We start from the raw sequence: 16,011 nt of genomic DNA, 5'->3' as shown, positions 1-16,011 counted from the left end.
CGTCGGGTCGACCACTCGGCGGAGCATGGCGGGCGCGGGGCCGGACGGGCTCAGCTGGACTCGTCCCAGTCGTCCTCCCGAGACCTGGCGAGCTCGGCCTCCATCTCCTCCAGATCCCGCATGAACCCCTGGAACCCCCTCGGGCCCAGGCGGCGCCAGACGAGCAGCTGCAGGGAGCGCGTCTCCTCGTCCAGCGTCGGCTCCTCGTGGCGCGGCGCCCGCGTCTCCTGGGCCTGCCGGTCCGCGGCCTGGAGCTCCTCGACCGTGAAGCGGACTCCGTGCTCGCGTTCGAGCAGCCGGAGGTGCGGGTCGTTGCGCAGTCTCTGGTCCCGGGCGCGCCGGGCGCGCCGGGCGGCCAGCTCGTCGTGGACGTGCGCACCGGAAACCTGATGCGGCGTGTCGGCCGGACGTGGAGTCATCGTGGGGTTCGCCTCCGTCGGGCGGCTCCTTTTCTGGAACCTCTGCCATGAACGACGCTCGAAAGGCGGCGGAGGTTGTCGGAACTTCTCCACGGGCTCCGGAGCCACCGGTGTCACGCCCTCCACTATGCCCCCGATGGTCTTGACGTGGCCCCGAGTTGAGAATAATTTTCACCCAGATGATTCTTGATGAAAGGAATGCTTGTGGCCGCAGGTGCGCTCGGACGCATCCAGACCGAGACGCCCGCGCTGCCGGAGGCACTGCGCCGGGTGGGGGAGGCGATCCTGGCCGACCCCGCGGAGGCGGCACGATCCACGATCATCACGCTGGCCGAGCGGAGCGGCAGCTCGCCCGCCACGGTCACCCGTTTCTGCAGGGTGTTCGGTTTCGCGGGGTACGCCGGGCTACGGGTCGCGCTGGCCACCGAGACCGGCCGTGCGGCGCAGGCCAACTGGGACATGGGGGTGGGCCACGAGATCGGCCCCACCGACCCGCTCGACGCGGCGATCGGCGTGATGGCCGCCGCCGACTCGCGGCTCATCCAGGAGACCGCGGCCCAACTCGACGCGGGCACCGTCGCCAAGGTCGCCGAGGCCATCGTCGCGGCCCGCCGCGTCCTCATCTTCGGGGTCTCCACCAGCGGGGCGGTGGCCGGGATGATGGGCGGGCGGTTGCGCCGCATCCGGGTCCCCTGCTGGAGCCACGCCGACGCGCACGAGGCGCTCGCCGACGCGGCGCTGCTCGGCGAGGGCGACGTCGCCATCGGCATCTCCCACCAAGGCCGCACCCGCGAGGTGCTGGAGTCCCTCGGCGAGGCCGGGGACCGGGGCGCGCTGACCGTCGCTGTCACCTCCTTCGCCCGTTCCCCACTGGCGGAGTTGTCGGAGCTGGTGCTGACCACCGCCAGCCGCGAGACCACCTTCCGGCTGGGCGGCCTGGCCGCCGTCCACTCCCAGCTCTTCGTCCTCGACACCGTCTACGTCGCGGTCGCGCAGCGCACCTACGAGCAGACCAACGAGGCGTTCGAGCTGACGATCCGGGCTCTGGAGAGCCACCGCGTGGAGAGGAACTGAGTGTGGACATCAATATCGGGGCCGCCGAGTACGTCCATGAGGTGAAGGCCCTGGTGGACGAGGTCTCCCGGAGCCAGGAGAGCGCGGTACGGGACGCGGCCGCGTTGATGGTCACCTCCCTGCTCGACGGCGGAGTGATCCAGGCGTTCGGCTCCGGGCACTCCGAGGCGATCGCCATGGAGATCGCCGGGCGCGCGGGCGGCCTGGTGCCCAGCAACCGTCTGGCCCTGCGTGACGTCGTCCTGTACGGAGACGCCCCGGTCGGCACCCTCCTCGGCGCTCCCGGCGAGCTGGAGCGAGACCCGTCGGTCGCCCGGCGGATCTACGACCTGGCGCCCGTCCGGCCGCAGGACGTGTTCGTGCTGATCTCCAGCTCCGGGGTGAACGGCTCGGTGGTCGAGCTGGCCTCGATCGTCAAGGAGCGGGGGCACGGCCTGATCGCCCTGACCTCCGTACGGCACAGCACCGAGATGACCTCGCGCCACCCCTCGGGCCGCAAGCTGCTCGACCTCGCCGACGTGGTGCTCGACAACCGCGCCCCGTACGGCGACGCGGTACTCCCGCTCCCGGACGGCGGCACGTTCGGGGCGGTCTCCACGATCACCTCGGCGCTGCTGGCCCAGATGGTCGTGGCCGAGGTGGTGCGCACGCTCGTCGAGGCGGGCCACACTCCGCCGATCTACCGCTCCGCCAACGTGACCGGCGGAGACGAGCACAACCGTGTTCTCGAGAACCGCTACGCCGGAAGGATCCGGCGAGGTGCCTGACCACTGCCTGCCACTTCCAGGCCACCCCCAGGAGGAAGCATGACCCAGCTATCCAGGCGCGAGCTCCTGCGCAGCGCGGCCCTGGCCGGCCTCGCCCTGCCCGCCCTGTCCGCGTGCGCCACACCCGCGGGCAACGGCGGCGCCGCGTCCTCGGCACCCGCTCCCGGGGCCACCAGCGCGGCCAACCCGCTCGGCTTCGCCGAGGACAGGCCCCTGGAGATCTGGATCTTCGACGGCGGTTTCGGCGACGGCTACGCCAAGGACGTCCACGAGAAGCTGCTCCAGGCCAAGCACCCCAAACTGGAGATCAAGCACAACGCGACCAAGGAGATCGCCAAGACCCTCCAGCCGCGTTTCGCCGGCGGGAACCCGCCGGAGTTCATCAACAACTCCGGCGCCAACGCGATGGACTTCGGCGCCCTGGTCCAGGACGGTCAGCTCGCCGACCTCACGCCGCTGTACGACGCGCCCAGCTGGGACGACCCCGCGGTCAAGGTACGCGACACGATCGACCCGAACGCGATCGAGCTGGGCAAGTACGACGGCACGCCCTACGTCCTCAACTACGCCACCACCGTCTGGGGCATCTGGTACTCGCAGAAGCTCTTCGAGGCCGAGGGCTGGCAGGTCCCCAAGACCTGGGCCGACTTCCTGGCCCTGTGCGAGACCATCAAGAAGGCGGGCAAGATCGCGCCCTTCACCTACGCCGGCAAGCACCCCTTCTACATCTACGAGACCATCCTCACGCTCGCCGCGAAGATCGGCGGCAAGGACGTGCTGAAGAACATCGACAACCTCGAGGACGGCGCCTGGAAGGCCGAGCCGGTCAAGCAGGCCGCGACGGCCTTTGCCGAGCTCGGGTCGAAGTACCTGCTCCAGGGCACCGCGGGACTCGACCACGTGCAGACCCAGACGGCGCACAACAAGGGCCAGGTCGCCATGTTGCCCTGCGGCTCCTGGCTGGAGAACGAGCAGAAGGACTCCACCCCGGCCGACTTCGGCTACGCGATGTTCCCGCTGCCCGACTTCGGCTCCTCGGACGCCCTGCCGTACGGCACCCTGCACGCCCGGCCCGGTGAGGAGTACGTCGTCTCGGCGAAGTCGGCCAACCCCAACGCGGGCCTGGAGTACATGCGCGCCATGCTCTCCAAGGAGGGCGCGGGCAAGTTCATGGAGCTGGTCTCCACGCTCACCGTCGTCAAGGGCGCGGGGGAGGGCAACACGCTCAAGCCCGGTCTCAAGAGCGCCGCGGCCGCGCTGAACGCGGCCGGCGACAACGCCGTCTGGTTCCTGTTCCGCAAGTGGTACGTCGAGCTGCACGACGAGGTGGCCGCCGCGACCGGGCAGCTCATGGCCGGCAAGCTGACCGTCGACGCGTGGGCGGACCGGGCGCAGCAGAAGGCCGACGCGATCAAGAAGGACACCTCGGTGAAGAAGTTCAGCCGCTGACGTCCGCCCCCGTCCGACAGCGGGGGACGCCGGCACCGACCACCCCCTAGGCAGGAGATCGCGTTGAGGTCCACGGTTCACCGGCCCGCCCGGCGGCGCGCCGATCACCGAACGGCGAGTCGCTCATGAACCACGGCCGGACACGGTTCGTCGCGGGATTCCTGGTGATCCCGGTGGCCCTCTACGTGATCTACGTGATCGCGCCCTACGCGCAGGCCTTCTACATCGCGTTCACCGACTGGCGCGGGGTGAACGCGAGCCCGCGGCTGGTGGGCCTGGAGAACTTCCAGCGCCTCGGAGCCGACAACGTGTTCTGGAAGGCCGTCGGCCACAACCTCATCCTGCTGGTCCTGATGCCGATCCTGACCCTGGGGATCGCGCTCTTCTTCGCCTTCCTGCTCAACGCGGGCGGGCGGGGCGGCACCGGGGGCATCTGGGGGTCGAAGTTCTACCGGGTGGTGTTCTTCTTCCCCCAGGTGCTGGCCGTAGCCGTGGTCGCCGTACTGTTCCAGCAGGTCTTCAGGCCCGACCGCAGCGGGATGCTCAACGCGCCGCTCATCGCCCTGGGGTTCGAGCCGATCGGCTTCCTGTCGGACACCAGGGTCGCGTTCTGGTCGATCCTCGCCGTGCTGGTCTGGCAGGCCGTCGGCTTCTACGTCGTGCTCTTCTCCGCCGGCATCTCCTCCATCCCCCGCGACCTGTTCGAGGCGGCGGCGATCGACGGCGCGGGAGGGATACAGCTGTTCCTGCGGGTCACGCTGCCGCTGCTCTGGGACACCATCCAGGTCGGCTGGGTCTACCTCGGCATCGCCGCGCTGGACGTCTTCGCCATCGTGTGGGTGATGACGGCGGAGCACGGCGGTCCTGACCACTCCACGACCGTGATGGCGGCGGAGATCTACCGCACCGCCTTCCAGTACTTCAAGTTCGGCTACGCCTCCGCGATGGGCGTGGTGCTGTTCTTCTTCACCATCGGGTTCGCGACACTGGCCCTGCGCCTGTCGCGACGTGAGCGGATCGAGTTCTAGTGGCGGACGCCGTGATTCCCCGGAGCCGGGCCTGGGCCCGCGAGGAGCGCAGGAGGCGGCTCGGCCCCCTGTCGGCCCTGACGCACATCGCACTGCTGGTCTGGACGGTCCTGGTCGTCGTGCCGATCGTGTGGACCTTCCTCGCCTCGGTGAAGAGCGAGGACGAGATCTTCGGCGACGCCTGGTCGCTGCCGGCCTCCCTCCGCTTCGACAACTGGGCTCGTGCCTGGGAGCAGGCGCACATCGGCCAGTACATGATCAACAGCATCGTGGTGGTGGCCTTCGGCACCTTCGGCACCATGCTGTTCGGCTCGATGGCCGCGTACGTGCTGGCCCGCTACCGCTTTCGCGGCAACCGGGCGATCTATCTGCTGTTCGTCTCCGGCCTGGCCTTCCCGGTCTACCTGGCGCTGACCCCGCTGTTCTTCGTCGTGCAGAACATGGGGACGGTCCCGCTGATCGGCCGGTTCATCGGCCTGAACACGCACGGCGGGCTGGTGCTGGTGTACATCGCCTACTCGCTGCCCTTCACGGTCTTCTTCCTCGCCGCGTTCTTCAGGACGCTGCCGGGCGCGGTGGCCGAGGCGGCCTTCGTGGACGGGGCCTCGCACGCCCGGGTCTTCTTCCGGATCATGCTCCCGATGGCCAAGCCGGGCATCGTCAGCGTGACCATCTTCAACGTGCTCGGCCAGTGGAACCAGTACCAGCTGCCTCTGGTGCTGCTCACCTCGGACAGGGACAAATGGGTGCTCACCCAGGGCATCGCCGACATCTCCACGGCGGCCGGCTACGACGCCGACTGGTCGGCCCTGTTCGCCGCGCTGAGCATGGCCATCCTGCCGATGATGATCGTCTACACGCTCTTCCAGAGCCAGATCCAGAAGGGCCTCACCGCGGGCGCCCTCAAATAGCGCCCACCGGGGTCCCGGCGCCACTCCACCTCGACACTCTCGAATGACGAGAGTGGTCGTCAGCCATACGAGAACGCGGGCTCCCGAGTTCGTACCCGTATCCCATCCGAGAGATCGCGAACGGGCCGACGGTCACCGTGGGGGTTTGGAGGGAGATCGGCGGCGCGGTGGGACGCGAGTCAGCGCACCGGGAGGTTCTTCAGGGCCTCGCGGCGGCTCAGGCCGCTGATGCCGGTGTGGTCGACATAGCGGACGACCTCGTCGGGGTTGGTCTTGGCGTACTCGCGCAGGGCCCAGCCGATCGCCTTGCGGGCGAAGAAGTCGTTGTCCGACAGGCTCGGCTCGATGCAGGCGTACAGCAGGCCGGTGTCGGTGGCGGCCTTGAAGCGGTTCTGGGAGAGGATGGCCGTCCGGCGCTTCCACAGGTCGGTGCCGCGGGCCCAGCGGAGCACGAGGGGGCGCATGGTGTCGGGGAAGGCCGCGAGCAGGCCGCCGACGCGGTGGACGGCGAGATCGTCGACGTAGTCCCACCAGGCTCCGGTGACGATCATCTCCTCGTACATCGGCAGCGCGTCGAGCGTCTGGAAGCCCCGGTAGAGACGGAAGCCGGTCAGTTCGATCGCCGCGTAGCGCTCCTCGCGGTACTCGGCCCCGTGCCACAGGGCCAGCGTCGCCTCCCGCCAGGCGGGCGCCGTCTCCATGTAGTACTCGGTGAACACCCGCTTCAGCGCCGCGCGGCGAGGTGCGGCCTGCACCCCGAGGAAGGGCATCTCCGACTTCATGTAGGCCCGCATGACCGGGGCCTTGGCGGAGTCGGCCACCTCGGTGAGTGCCATGCGCACGGCCTTCTGCAGTATCTCCACGCTCGCCCACCACTTCCGTTCGCTTCGCGGACGGCTTGATTCTCACAGGCCGGGTCGCTCTCCGCGCGGGGTTCCGCTCACGCGTCAGGCCTTCTGGCTGCTCCGCTCGCCGGTCGCCAGGCCGTCGAACAGGACGGTGATGTAGTGCTCGGCGAGACCCGCGGTGTTGAGGCGTCCTCCCGGGCGGAACCAGCGCACCGCCACCCAGATGGTGTCGCGGATCATGCGGTAGGTGAGCTTGGGATCGACGTCGGCGCGGAACAGGCCGGCGGCCTGGCCGAGCTTGATCTGCCCGACCCACATCCGCTCGACCTCGTCCTCGGCCTTGACCAGGTAGTCGAAGCGGTCACCGGGGAGCGACTGCAGGTAGTTCCAGTCGTTCTGCATGACGGTGATCGCCGCGCGGTGGGGCTCCAGAGTGCTGAACCCGATGCGCACCATCTCTGAGAGGATCGTGCGGGCGTCGCCGTCCTGCTCCAGGGCGGCGCGGTAGCGGCCGACGAGGTCGTCGAGGAAGGTGGTCAGCACCTCGTCGACGATCGTCTCCTTGGAGTCGAAGTGGTGGTAGAGGCTTCCGGAGAGGATGCCGGCCTCTTCGGCGATCTCCCGGACGGTGGTCGCCTGGAAGCCCTTGCGGGCGAAGAGTTCGGCGGCGAGTTTGACGAGATGGTCGCGGCGCTCTGACGCGGGGCCGGATGCGGCCGCGCGCTTGGTTCCGCCCTGGCGCTTGACCGGGGTCGTGGTCGCGCCGCCGGAGTTCTTTCGCGTGTTCACCCCACCATTATGAGCCCTTGCGCAATCGCTTGTTCACCGAAACGCGCCAGCTCATCCCGGCCCCTCTTTGTAACCAAGCGCTTGCTACCCTTGTCGTCAGGTGAAGACCGAAGGGATCAAGCAATGACCGAGGCATACATCGTCGGCGCGGTCCGTACCCCGGTGGGCCGCAGGAACGGCGGTCTCGCCGACGCGCACCCCGCCGACCTGGGCGCCCACGCCATCCGCGAACTCGTCGGGCGCACCGGCGTGGACCCCGAGGCCGTGGACGACGTCGTGTTCGGGTGCGTCGACACCGTCGGCCCGCAGGCCGGCGACATCGCCCGCACCTGCTGGCTGGCCGCCCATCTGCCCGAGGGGGTGCCCGGCGTCACCGTCGACCGCCAGTGCGGCTCCTCCCAGCAGGCACTCCACTTCGCCGCCCAGGCGGTGCTGTCGGGTACCGCCGACCTGATCGTCGCCGGCGGTGTGCAGAACATGAGCCGGGTCCCGATCGGCTATGCCATGACCGCCGGGCAGGCGCTCGGTTTCGACAGCCCGTTCGCGGGCTCCAAGGGCTGGCAGGCCCGGTACGGCGGACAGGAGGTGTCGCAGTTCCGAGGCGCCGAAATGATCGCCGAAAAATGGGATATATCGCGACTTGAGATGGAGGAGTTCGCGTACGAGTCCCACCGGCGGGCACTCGGCGCGATCGACGAGGGTCGCTTCGCCGCCGAGATCGTCCCTTACGAGGGCGTCTCCGTCGACGAGGGCCCGCGCCGTGACACCAGTCTGGAGCGGATGGCCGGGCTCAAGACCCTGGTCGAGGGGGGAAGGCTCACCGCCGCGCTCTCCTCGCAGATCTCCGACGGCGCGGCCGCGCTTCTCGTCGCCTCCGAGCGGGCGGTCAAGACCCATGGGCTGACCCCACGCGCCCGGATACACCACATCTCCGCCCGCGGCGACGACCCCGTCATGATGCTCTCCGCGCCGATCCCCGCCACCGCGTACGCCCTGCGCAGGGCGGGTATGACGATCGGCGACATCGACGCCATCGAGATCAACGAGGCGTTCGCCCCCGTCGTACTGGCCTGGCTGAAGGAGACCGGCGCCGACCCCGGCCGGGTCAATCCCAACGGCGGTGCCATCGCCCTCGGCCACCCGCTCGGCGCGACCGGCGCCCGGCTGATGACCTCGCTCCTGCACGAGCTGGAGCGGACCGGCGGCCGGTACGGGCTGCAGACGATGTGCGAGGGCGGCGGCCAGGCCAACGTCACGATCATCGAAAGGCTCTAGAGCCGGCGGTTCGTCAAGGCGGGGCGTGGCGGTCGAGGGGCCGCTGCGGTGCTGCGGAACAAGCGGTCACGCATGGAGTTCGCCGCTCGCCGGGGCAGTGGAGACGAGGGCGTGGAGCGCGGCCGAGTCGGCGGCGCCGAGCACGCGGTCGCCGATCGCGAGCACACCCTTCACCACCTCCGGCGGAGCCGTGGCGGCCATCCGCCGGACGAGCCCGGTCCGGGTCGGTCGGTCGAGGGACGGCAACATCAGTTCCAGGCTGATCATCTGGATCTCCGGCGTCATCTCGGCCATGAACGCCGCCCGTGCCGCCGCGATCTCCTCGTCGGTGCAGCGGGCCCAGATGCGTGGCATCACCACGGTCTCCTCCTCGTGCAGGTGCGGGAGGTAGGCCGCGGTGAACCTGGCCAGGTCGCGGTAGAAGGCGAGGCCGGCCGCCGGATCGGGCTTGACGACGAGCGCGTCGAAGCTCTCGGCCAGGTACTGCTCCAGCTCCTCCAGGTCCGTGTGCTGCTCGGCGATCGCGTCGGTGGCCTGGTGCTCGTACGGGTCCAGGACGCGCAGGATGTGCCGGTCCTCGTGTTCGGTGTGCGAACGCAGCAGCGCCAGCAGGGGCTGCCAGCGCGCCGCCAACCGCTCGACGTCGTCGTCGTCGGCCCAGTCGGTGGCGCCCGCCAGCATCGTGACCTCGAACAGGCCCCGGCGCAGTGCCTTGTGAATGTGGGTGAACAGGTCGTCCCGTTCCATGTTCGGCTCCTTCAGATCGAATGCTGAAAAGGCTAGGAAGGGGCCGCCGGGCAGCGGTATCCCATAAACATGGGGGTGGTGAGGAGGCCATGTACGGGCGATCCTTTGAACATGGACCTGCACGAAGGGCTGCGCCGGATCGCGGTGCGGGGTGGTGACCTCACCGAGGTGCGCACGGAACTCGACCGGTTGTTGCGCCGGGTCGTCGGGTACGACATCGCGGCGATCTCGACGGTCGACCCGGCCACCCTGCTGTGGACGAGCTGCTTCGTCACCGGGATCGGGCACGAAGGCGGCGCGGACCGCGAGCGCATCATCTTCGATCTCGAGTTCCGCGACGCGGACCTCAACGGCTATACCCGGCTGGCCAACGCCGCCGTGCCCGTCGCGGGGTTGCACCAGGCCACCGGCGGCCGGGTCTCCGAGGCGGCGCGATATGAACCGCTGCTGCGTGAGCTCGGGATCTGCGACGAGGCCCGGGTGATGTTGCGGTCCCGCAACGGTTGCTGGGGGTCGCTGACGCTCTACCGGTGCACGCCGTCGCCGCCGTTCGGGGCGGCCGAGCTCGCGGCGTTGACCGGGGCGGTCTCCCCCATCGCGGACCTGTTCCGGCTGACCCTGCTCCGTGCCGCCCTGGACGTCGCCGAGGGCATCGAAGATCCTCCGGGGATGTTGCTCGTACGCTCCGGTGGCGAGGTCGAGACGCTCAGCACCCAGGCGCGCACGTGGCTGGAGGCCATCGACGATCGGGGTCGCATACCGAGTGTGGTCAGGTCCGTCGTGGCCGCCGCCCAGGCCGGGAACGGTCCGGCCACTGCCGCGCTGCCGGCCCGGGGCGGACGGTGGGTGGTGCTGCACGGCTCGCCGATCGAGGGGTCGGCGGACCGGGTGGCCCTCATCATCGAGGGTGCCCGTCCCGCCGTGCTCGGTCAGATCATCGCCAGGGCCTACGACCTGACCTCGCGCGAGCGTGAGGTGACGGCGTTGGCCGCGCAGGGGCGCAGCACCCGCCAGATGGCCGCCGCGCTCGGCATCTCGCCGTTCACGGTGCAGGACCATCTGAAGGCGGTCTTCGCCAAGACGGGAACCCACAGCCGGGGTGAGCTGGTGGCCTCACTGCATACCCGCCACTACGCTCCGCGCGTGGCGGCGGGGGCGGCTCCGAGCCCGTACGGCTGGTACCTCGATGACGAATGTTCCATCTAGTAGGACTTGGTTACTTACACCACGCGTCCGACGTCGCCGACGACCCCGGAGCCGTCGGCGAATCCGCGCTCCCCATGCGGGTTCTCGGCACACCGCCCCGGGTGAGTGGCCGGACCCTCGATTCGCTTTCCGTGCCACGCTCCTCACTCCTGGCTCCGGCCCGCGAGCCTTTACTCGAAGACCAATGGTCAGCCCACTAGCAATTAGGAAACTTTCCTATTAGATTTGCGCCAAGCCGCCGTGGGAGCGCTTTCCCCGGAGGTTCTGGACAACGTGGGGTCTGCGCGCCTTCGGCATGGGACGCCGGCCGGTCGTCAGGCGAGGAGTGGTGAATGAAGCGCGGCCCAGAGCTGCTCCGTCTGGCGGAGACCGTCGTCCTTCCCGGTTTCGAGGGCAAGACCCCGCCCGACTGGGTGCGGCGCCGACTCGGTGAAGGGCTGGCCGGGGTGGTGCTCTTCTCCAGGAACATCGCCACCCCCACCCAGGTCGCCGACCTCACCGCCGCGCTCCGCGAGGAGAACCCCCAGGTCCTCGTCGGCATCGACGAGGAGTCGGGCGAGGTCACCCGCCTGGAGGCGGCCGGCGGGAGCACCCGGCCGGGCAACTTCGCCCTCGGCGTGGTCGACGACACCGGCCTCACCGAGGAGATCGCCGCCGACCTCGGCCGTGACCTGGCCCTGGCGGGCGTCAACCTCAACTTCGCCCCCTCGGCGGATGTGAACTCCAACCCCGACAACCCGGTCATCGGCCTGCGCTCCTTCGGCGCGGACCCCGATCTCGTCGCCAGGCACACCGCGGCCTGGATCCGGGGCATGCAGTCGGCGGGCGTGGCGGCCTGCGCCAAGCACTTCCCCGGCCACGGCGACACCTCGGTCGACTCCCACCACGGCGTGCCGCTGGTCGCCGCCACCGCGGGGGAGCTGCGCGACGTGGCGCTGCGGCCCTTCCGCGCGGCCGTCGAGCAGGGGGTGCGCACGGTCATGACCGGCCACCTGCTCGTCTCCGCCCTGGACCCCGTGATGGCCGCCACGCTCAGCCGCCGGGTCCTGCACGACCTGCTCAGGGCCGAGCTGGGTTTCGAAGGCGTCATCGTCACCGACGGCATCGAGATGACCGCGGTCTCCGGCCCGTACGGCATCGGCGGCGCCTCCGCCCTCGCCGTCGCCGCGGGCGCCGACGCGATCTGCGTGGGCGGCGAGCACGCCGGAGAGGAGACCGCGATCGCGATCAGAAACGCGATCGCGGACGCCGTGATCGAGGGCAGGCTCCCCGAGGAACGGCTGGCCGACGCCGCCCGCCGCGTCCGCGAGCTCGCCCTCTGGACCGTGACCGCCCACCGGGACACGCCCGCGCGCGCCGCCTCCGGCGGCTCCGGCGACGCGTCGATCGGCCTGGCCGCGGCCCGGCGCGCGCTGCGGGTCACCCGCCGCTCCGCGACCGCGTCCTTCCCCCTGTCCGCCCCGCCGCACGTCGCCGAACTCGCCCCCGAGATGAACCTCGCCATCGAGAAGGACACCCCCTGGGGCGTCGGCGAGCCGCTCGGCAAGCTCCTCCCCGGCACCACGGTGACCCGGCTGGAGGCCTCCACCGCCACCGGGAGCGCCATCGAGGCCGTACTCGCCACCGCGGCCGGACGCCCCCTGGTCATCGTCGTCCGCGACGCGCACCGCCACCCCTGGCAGACCGACGCGCTCCGGCACCTGCTGGCCGCCCGCTCCGACGCCGTCGTGGTGGAGATGGGCCTGCCCGGACGCTCCGACCTCGGCGCCGTGCACGTCGCCACCCACGGATCCGCCCGCGTCTGCGGCCAGGCGGCCGCCGAACTCCTCGCCGGGGACGAGAGCGCGACCTGATCGGCGGCGCGTCCCGGCGTCGACGTACGGGGCGGGCGGCGCGGTGATTCTGTCGGGGCGGACTGCTTGAATCGCCGGATGGATGTGGCACGGTTGCTGGCGGACCAGCGGGAGATCAACGGGGTCGATCTGGCGAAGCTCTCGCTCGGCGATCACCTGGCCGACGAGGGGCCCTACGTCTTCAAGGAGTGCGACCTCACCGGCGCCGACTTCAGCGGGGCGTCGCTCGTGGGGGCCTCGTTCGAGGGATGCGCGCTGGAGCGGGCCGACTTCCGCCGTACGGATCTGGACGGGGCGCGTTTCTCCGGCGGCGGGGGAGCGGGGCTCAGGTTCGCGAACGCCGAGCTCGTCGACGCGGCCTTCACCGACGTCGACCTGTCCGGTGCGAACTTCGGGCGGGCACTGCTCACCGACGTCGTCTTCACCGGCTGCCGCATGATCGGCGCGGTGCTGACCGGCTGCCGGGGCATCGGCTACCGGTTCGACGGCTCCAACCTGATGCTGGCCGACCTGATCGGCTGCTCGTTCCGAGGCGCACACCTGCGGGGCACCCGCCTCGACGAGGCCAACCTGTCGAGCTGCGACTTCACCAACGCCGTGTTCGAGGACTGCCGCATGATCGGTGCCCGCACCGTCGACACGGTCTTCACCATGGCCGACCTGCGCGGCCTGGACCTCGGCGAGGTCGACGACACCCGGCTCCGCTCGCTGCGCGGAGCGATCATCAGCCCGTCCCAGGCCGCCCTGATCCTCGCCTCCCGAGGGCTGACCGTGAACTGACCCGATCCGGGCTCACTTCGGCGGGGGCACGCTCCTGCCCGACCGATCCAGACGGTCCAAGCGGTCCAGTACGGCGTGCGCCTCCCACATGATCCGGCCGATCAGCTCCGCGCAGGACGGCAGGTCGTCGATCAGCCCGACGACCTGCCCGGAGGCCATGACGCCGAGGTCCGCGCGCCCGTCCACCATGGCGGCCCGCAGCAGCATCGGGGTGTTGGCCGCCTGGAGCACCTGGGCCCAGGTCAGGTCCCGGCCGTGCCGCATCCGGCGGCCCTCGCGGATCATCGCCGCCCACGACATGCCGGACAGCCGCTTGAACCTGGCCCCGTTGGCCACCGCGCGGAGCAGCCGCAGGCGCGAGCGTTCCAGCGAGTCGACGAACGGAGTGCGCAGCACGCGGTGCGGAACGCCGTCCACCCGCGTGGTGACCACCGTCTCGGCGGTGCCGAGGTAGACCTTCTTCACCTCGTCGCCGACCGTGGAGTCCGAGGTCAGCAGGAAACGGGTGCCCATCGCGACCCCGCAGGCGCCGTACGACAGGGCGGCGACCAGCCCGCGCCCGTCGCAGAACCCGCCCGCCGCGATCACCGGGATGTCCACCGCGTCCACGACCTGGGGGAGCAGCACGGTGGTGGGGACGGCCCCGGTGTGCCCGCCGCCCTCACCGCCCTGCACGATCACCGCGTCCACGCCCCAGGCGGCGACCTTCTCGGCGTGCCGGCGCGCGCCGACCGAGGGGATCGTCAGCACCCCGGCGTCCTTCAGCCGGGCGATCAGCTCGCGCTTGGGGGCCAGCGCGAACGACGCGACCCGTACGCCTTCGCGGATCATGACGTCGATCCGCTCGCGGGCGTCGTCGGCGTCGGAGCGGATGTTCACCCCGAAGGGCGCGTCGGTGCGCTCCTTGACCGACCGGATCGCGGCGGTCATCTGCTCGATGGGCATGGTGGCCGCCGCGATGACGCCCAGACCTCCGGCGGCGGAGGTGGCGGCGGCCAGCCGGGCCCCGGCCACGTAGCCCATGCCGGTCTGTACGACGGGATGGCGGCAGCCGACCATCTCGGTGAGCCGTGTCACCAGCCCCGGCGGCTCCTCCGCCGGTGCGGACGCGCCGGTCGCGGCTCCCGGCGGGCCCGGGACGGGGTGCGAGGTCATGAAGGTTCTCCTGGCGGGCGGCCGGAGCCGGGACGCGGGGGGCGAGGTCCCCGGTTCCGGCGGTGGGGAGGAGGTCAGGCGGGGATCTCGCGGTCGCGGAGTGAGCCGGGGTCGAGGACCTCGCGCAGGACGCGGAGTTCCTCGCCGGTCGGCTGCCGGGTCTCGGGGACGTCGCCGGTGACGACCAGCGGGAAGCCGGTCGCCGCCACGACCTCGTCCACGGTGACGCCCGGGTGGACCGAGGCCAGGCGCATCGAGTGGTCGGGGCTCTGGAAGTCCAGCACCGCCAGGTCGGTGACCACCCGGCGCAGGTCGTGGTGGCGGTGGGCGCTCGGCCCCGCCTCGGCCGCGCGGTCGTGGCCGACGCCGCTGACCATGTCCACCCGCGGTACGAACACCCGGGTCGAGTGGCGGGGGATCCAGTAGCTGGTCGGGCAGCACACGGTGTTGCCCGGCACCCCGCGCACACCCAGGAGCTGGGACCTGGGCCGGGACCAGTCGCCGATGCAGGAGATGTTGCTGTTGCCGTACCGGTCGATCTGACTGGCTCCCAGCATGACGTGCCGCCTGCCGTTGAGCACCAGCCACAGGTGGTCCCTGAACGGCAGCCATCCCTCGACGACCTGTGGACTCTGTCCCAGCGGTGGTACGTCGCCGGTCAGCAGGCACACCCCGTCGTGCGTGACGAGGTCGGGTTCGAAGGTGAGCCGGGCCAGCCGGGCGGCCAGCACGGTGATCGCGCCGCCGATGCCCGCGGCCAGGATCTCCCCGTCCCCCCTGAACGCCTCGGCACAGGCGACGACGCACACCTCGGCCCGCGTGGCGACGGTCACCGTCATGACTCCTCCCGGAACCGGCGTACGGCTTCCTGGTAGGCGGCCTCGTCCTCGGACAGGTAGCGGCCGGTGAAGGCCCGCCACGTCTCGGGGCCGGTGGCGGCGCTCGCGTACGCCTTCTGGAACGCCTCGTCGCGGCCGTAGTCGGGCTCGCAGGTGGTGAAGTGGGCGCCGCCGGGGGTCTCCACCACACCGGTCACCATGGACCGGCTGATCAGCAGCGACTGGACCGGCCCCTCCTTGAGCAGGTCGGCGGTGTCCACCACGCGCTCGCAGGAGACGTAGCAGCGCTCGGCCGCCTTGGCGTAGAGGTCGTCGAAGTAGGGGTCGGGGCCGAGATACTGGGCGTTGCCGCGGGAGTCGGCCCGGTTGAGGTGGACGAGCGCGACGTCCAGGGTCAGCGCGGGGACGGCGACCAGCTCCTCGCCTCCGGCATAGGGCGACCGCACGGTCCGCAGTTCGGGGTTGACCCGCATCACATCCGAGCCGAGCCCGGCGCGGGTCGGCAGGAACGGCAGCCGGTGCGCCGCCGCGAGCAGGCCGAACATGAACATGCTCTCGTCGTACTCGGTGAACTCCACGGTCCCGGTCTGCCTGGCGGTCCGGAAGTGCGGTTCGAGGGGGATCGAGTCGAGCGACACGAACGGGGCGACCACCCGGGCGACCTTGCCGTACGCGCACAGCAGGCCGACGTCGGCCCCGCCGTACGAGACGACCGTCAGGTCCTCCAGGGAGGACCGGCAGATCGCCCGGACCAGTGCCATCGGCTTGCGACGCGACCCCCAGCCGCCGATCCCGATCGTCATGCCGCTGCGCAACGACCCGACGACCTCCTCGACCGACATCACTTTGCTCACCGGTCGCCCACCACCCC

16 protein-coding genes are annotated in these 16,011 nt (G+C 70.7%); 9 read left to right on the top strand and 7 right to left on the bottom strand.

Going from position 1 to position 16,011, the window contains the following annotated elements; all coding sequences use genetic code 11:
• Positions 1-50: 50 nt before the first annotated feature.
• Positions 51-419 (bottom strand): hypothetical protein, encoded by a 369-nt coding sequence (locus ACFQVD_RS21030; RefSeq protein WP_343980463.1) that lies wholly within the window; start codon positions 417-419, stop codon positions 51-53.
• A gap of 189 nt (positions 420-608) precedes the next feature.
• On the opposite strand from ACFQVD_RS21030, the gene ACFQVD_RS21025 reads away from it, so the two are divergent.
• The 5 genes from ACFQVD_RS21025 (at position 609) to ACFQVD_RS21005 (ending at position 5,648) form a co-directional block, all read left to right on the top strand.
• A complete protein-coding gene (locus ACFQVD_RS21025; protein ID WP_343980466.1) occupies positions 609-1,493 on the top strand; it encodes a MurR/RpiR family transcriptional regulator in 885 nt (294 codons plus the stop codon).
• 2 nt (positions 1,494-1,495) lie between these two features.
• Positions 1,496-2,260, top strand: coding sequence for an SIS domain-containing protein (locus tag ACFQVD_RS21020; RefSeq protein WP_343980469.1), 765 nt, complete (start codon positions 1,496-1,498; stop codon positions 2,258-2,260).
• 39 nt (positions 2,261-2,299) lie between these two features.
• On the top strand, positions 2,300-3,709 hold the full coding sequence (gene ngcE / locus ACFQVD_RS21015) for an N-acetylglucosamine/diacetylchitobiose ABC transporter substrate-binding protein (RefSeq protein ID WP_343980472.1): 1,410 nt from the start codon (positions 2,300-2,302) through the stop codon (positions 3,707-3,709).
• A gap of 125 nt (positions 3,710-3,834) precedes the next feature.
• The gene (locus ACFQVD_RS21010) at positions 3,835-4,737 is read left to right on the top strand and encodes a carbohydrate ABC transporter permease (RefSeq protein ID WP_343980474.1); all 903 of its coding nucleotides are present in this window, start codon (positions 3,835-3,837) and stop codon (positions 4,735-4,737) included.
• Entirely contained in the window at positions 4,737-5,648 is a 912-nt protein-coding gene (locus tag ACFQVD_RS21005; protein ID WP_386368610.1) for a carbohydrate ABC transporter permease, read from the top strand. Before ACFQVD_RS21010 ends, ACFQVD_RS21005 begins: the two co-directional genes overlap by 1 nt.
• Positions 5,649-5,827: 179 nt before the next feature.
• Here ACFQVD_RS21005 and ACFQVD_RS21000 read toward each other — a convergent pair whose 3' ends face one another.
• Together ACFQVD_RS21000 and ACFQVD_RS20995 are read right to left on the bottom strand one after the other, a co-directional pair.
• Positions 5,828-6,511, bottom strand: coding sequence for a DNA alkylation repair protein (locus ACFQVD_RS21000; protein ID WP_343980481.1), 684 nt, complete (start codon positions 6,509-6,511; stop codon positions 5,828-5,830).
• Between the two features lie 84 nt (positions 6,512-6,595).
• A complete protein-coding gene (locus ACFQVD_RS20995; RefSeq protein WP_343980484.1) occupies positions 6,596-7,285 on the bottom strand; it encodes a TetR/AcrR family transcriptional regulator in 690 nt (229 codons plus the stop codon).
• A gap of 123 nt (positions 7,286-7,408) precedes the next feature.
• Here ACFQVD_RS20995 and ACFQVD_RS20990 point away from each other — a divergent pair, with 123 nt between their 5' ends.
• Positions 7,409-8,560 carry an acetyl-CoA C-acetyltransferase gene (locus ACFQVD_RS20990; RefSeq protein WP_343980487.1) on the top strand — a complete coding sequence of 384 codons (1,152 nt, stop codon included), beginning with the start codon at positions 7,409-7,411 and terminating at the stop codon, positions 8,558-8,560.
• Positions 8,561-8,626: 66 nt separating this feature from the next.
• Here the strand turns inward: ACFQVD_RS20990 and ACFQVD_RS20985 are convergent, their stop codons facing one another.
• Positions 8,627-9,307 (bottom strand): hemerythrin domain-containing protein, encoded by a 681-nt coding sequence (locus ACFQVD_RS20985; protein WP_343980491.1) that lies wholly within the window; start codon positions 9,305-9,307, stop codon positions 8,627-8,629.
• A 111-nt stretch (positions 9,308-9,418) separates the two neighbouring features.
• Between ACFQVD_RS20985 and ACFQVD_RS20980 the strand changes: the two genes are divergently transcribed.
• From ACFQVD_RS20980 to ACFQVD_RS20970, 3 genes are all read left to right on the top strand, one after another.
• Entirely contained in the window at positions 9,419-10,513 is a 1,095-nt protein-coding gene (locus tag ACFQVD_RS20980) for a helix-turn-helix transcriptional regulator (protein ID WP_343980494.1), read from the top strand.
• Positions 10,514-10,845: 332 nt separating this feature from the next.
• Positions 10,846-12,366, top strand: coding sequence for a glycoside hydrolase family 3 protein (locus ACFQVD_RS20975; protein ID WP_364149330.1), 1,521 nt, complete (start codon positions 10,846-10,848; stop codon positions 12,364-12,366).
• A gap of 78 nt (positions 12,367-12,444) precedes the next feature.
• On the top strand, positions 12,445-13,146 hold the full coding sequence (locus ACFQVD_RS20970; protein WP_343972237.1) for a pentapeptide repeat-containing protein: 702 nt from the start codon (positions 12,445-12,447) through the stop codon (positions 13,144-13,146).
• 12 nt (positions 13,147-13,158) lie between these two features.
• Here the strand turns inward: ACFQVD_RS20970 and ACFQVD_RS20965 are convergent, their stop codons facing one another.
• From ACFQVD_RS20965 to ACFQVD_RS20955, 3 genes are all read right to left on the bottom strand, one after another.
• The gene (locus tag ACFQVD_RS20965) at positions 13,159-14,301 is read right to left on the bottom strand and encodes an NAD(P)H-dependent flavin oxidoreductase (RefSeq protein WP_343972234.1); all 1,143 of its coding nucleotides are present in this window, start codon (positions 14,299-14,301) and stop codon (positions 13,159-13,161) included.
• A 74-nt stretch (positions 14,302-14,375) separates the two neighbouring features.
• Entirely contained in the window at positions 14,376-15,140 is a 765-nt protein-coding gene (locus ACFQVD_RS20960; RefSeq protein WP_343972231.1) for a CoA-transferase subunit beta, read from the bottom strand.
• Entirely contained in the window at positions 15,137-15,982 is an 846-nt protein-coding gene (locus ACFQVD_RS20955) for a CoA transferase subunit A (protein ID WP_343972246.1), read from the bottom strand. The genes ACFQVD_RS20960 and ACFQVD_RS20955 overlap by 4 nt, the downstream gene beginning before the upstream one ends.
• Between the last annotated feature and the right edge of the window lie 29 nt (positions 15,983-16,011).

Source organism: Streptosporangium amethystogenes subsp. fukuiense (assembly GCF_042665875.1).
GTDB lineage: Bacteria > Actinomycetota > Actinomycetes > Streptosporangiales > Streptosporangiaceae > Streptosporangium > Streptosporangium fukuiense.
This window is presented reverse-complemented; position numbering and strand designations above follow the sequence as displayed.